This is a genomic window from Streptomyces zhaozhouensis (assembly GCF_900230195.1).
GTDB lineage: Bacteria > Actinomycetota > Actinomycetes > Streptomycetales > Streptomycetaceae > Streptomyces > Streptomyces zhaozhouensis.
Genome location: NZ_OCNE01000058.1, coordinates 1 through 2089, shown reverse-complemented (window position 1 = coordinate 2089; position 2089 = coordinate 1). Strand labels below are relative to the sequence as shown.

Sequence of the window (2089 nt, the reverse complement as noted above, 5' to 3'; positions counted from 1 at the left end):
CCGGACGCTCACGCACAAACGACACCAACCGCCCCGCCTGCGCCCGCAACGCCTCAACCGACTTCGCCGACACCACCCACGGCACCGCCACCAACCCAGAGCCTGCCCCGGCCCCGGTCTCGGCCGGCGCCTCAACCTCAGGCGCCTCCTCCACAATCACATGCGCGTTGGTGCCACTGAGCCCGAACGAGGAGATACCAGCCCGACGCGGACGGCCGTTACGCTCCCACTCCCGCGCCTCGGCCAACAGCTCGACGGCTCCCGCCGACCAGTCCACGTGCGGCGACGGCTCGTCCACATGCAGCGTCTTCGGCATCACGCCGTGACGCATCGCCATCACCATCTTGATGATGCTGCCGACGCCGGCAGACGCCTGCGCGTGACCGATGTTCGACTTCAGCGAACCCAGCCACAGCGGCTCACCGTTCTCCGGCCGGTCCTGACCATAGGTCGCGAGCAGAGCCTGCGCCTCGATCGGGTCACCCAGCGCCGTTCCCGTACCGTGGCCCTCCACCATGTCGATGTCGGCGGGAGCCAGACCGGCGCTGGCCAGCGCGGCGCGGATGACACGCTGCTGCGACGGGCCGTTCGGCGAGGTGAAGCCGTTGGACGCGCCGTCCTGGTTGACCGCCGAACCACGGATCACCGCGAGCACCTCGTGCCCGTTGCGCCGCGCCTCCGACAGCCGCTCCAGCACCAGCACACCAACGCCCTCGCCCCAGCTGGTGCCGTTGGCCGCCCCGGAGAACGCCTTGCACCGGCCGTCCCTGGACAGGGCGCCCTGACGGCTGAACTCGGTGAACATGTCCGGGGTCGCCATGACCGACACGCCGCCGGCCAGGGCCAGCGAGCACTCGCCGCCCCGCAGTGCCTGGGTGGCCAGGTGCAGGCCGACCAGCGAGGACGAGCACGCCGTGTCGACCACGGCGGACGGCCCCTCCAGGCCCAGCGTGTAGGAGACGCGGCCCGAGATGACGCTGCCCTGGATGGCGCTGGTCACGTAGTCGTGGTGCATGAGACCGGCGTAGACACCGGTCTGGCTGCCCTTCAACGTGTCGGGGTTGATACCGGAACGCTCCAGCGCCTCCCAGGACACCTCAAGCAACTGGCGGAACTGAGGGTCAAGGGAGTACGCCTCGCGAGGCGCGATCCCGAAGAACACCGGGTCGAACTCCGCCGCGTCGTAGAGGAAACCGCCTTCCAGGACGTAGGTGGTCTCCGGGCGCGACAGCTCCGGGTCGTAGATCCGGTCCAGGTTCCAGCCCCGGTCCTTCGGGGGGTTGGGGGTGATGGCGTCCACACCGTCTGAGACGAGGCGCCACAGGTCCTCAGGGCTGGCGACCCCGCCCGGGTACCGGCAGGCGATGCCGATGATGGCGATCGGGTCGTCATCCCCGTCGCCCCGGGCGACGGGGAGCGTCGGTGCCGCGACGGTCACCTCGCTGCCCAGCGCCTCGGTGAGCAGGAAGTCGGCCAGGACGCGCGGGCGCGGGTAGTCGAAGACGACGGTGGCCGGGACCCTCAGACCGGTCGCGGTCTGGAGACGGTTCCGCAGTTCGACGGCGGCGAGCGAGTCGAAGCCCATCTCGCGGAAGGCGCCCTCGCTCTCGATCGCGTGCGGAGAGTCGTGGCCGAGAACGGCGGCGACGTGCGAACGGACCAGATCCAGCACGATGGTGGCGCGCTCGCTCTCGGGAGCCGCCGCCAGCTGGGCCGCCAGCGCGGGGGCGTCGGTCGTGGGTGCGCTGCTCGCGACACGGCGGGCCGGAACGCGGACCAGGCCCCGCAGGATGTGCGGAACGCCCTCGGCCCGGGCCCTGAGTGCTGCCGCGTCCACGTGGGCGGTCAGCAGGCTGGGCTCGGTGGTGCGCGCGGCGGCATCAAGCAGGGCTAGGCCCTCGTCCGCGGTCAGCGGAATGATCCCCCAGCGGTTGACGCGCTGCACATCGGACTTGCTGAGCTGCTGGATCATGCCGTGGTCCTCGTCCCAGAGGCCCCACGCCAACGACTGGGCGGGCAGACCCTCCGCCGCACGAAGATGCGCCAGACCGGTCAGGAACTGGTTGGCCGCCGCGTAGTTCCCCTGCCC

General features: G+C 70.9%; 1 protein-coding gene. It reads right to left on the bottom strand.

Annotated features, from left to right (window positions below; translation table 11 throughout):
- A partial coding sequence (locus tag CRP51_RS27955) for a type I polyketide synthase (protein ID WP_141514716.1) occupies window positions 1-2089 on the bottom strand: 2089 nt, incomplete at both ends.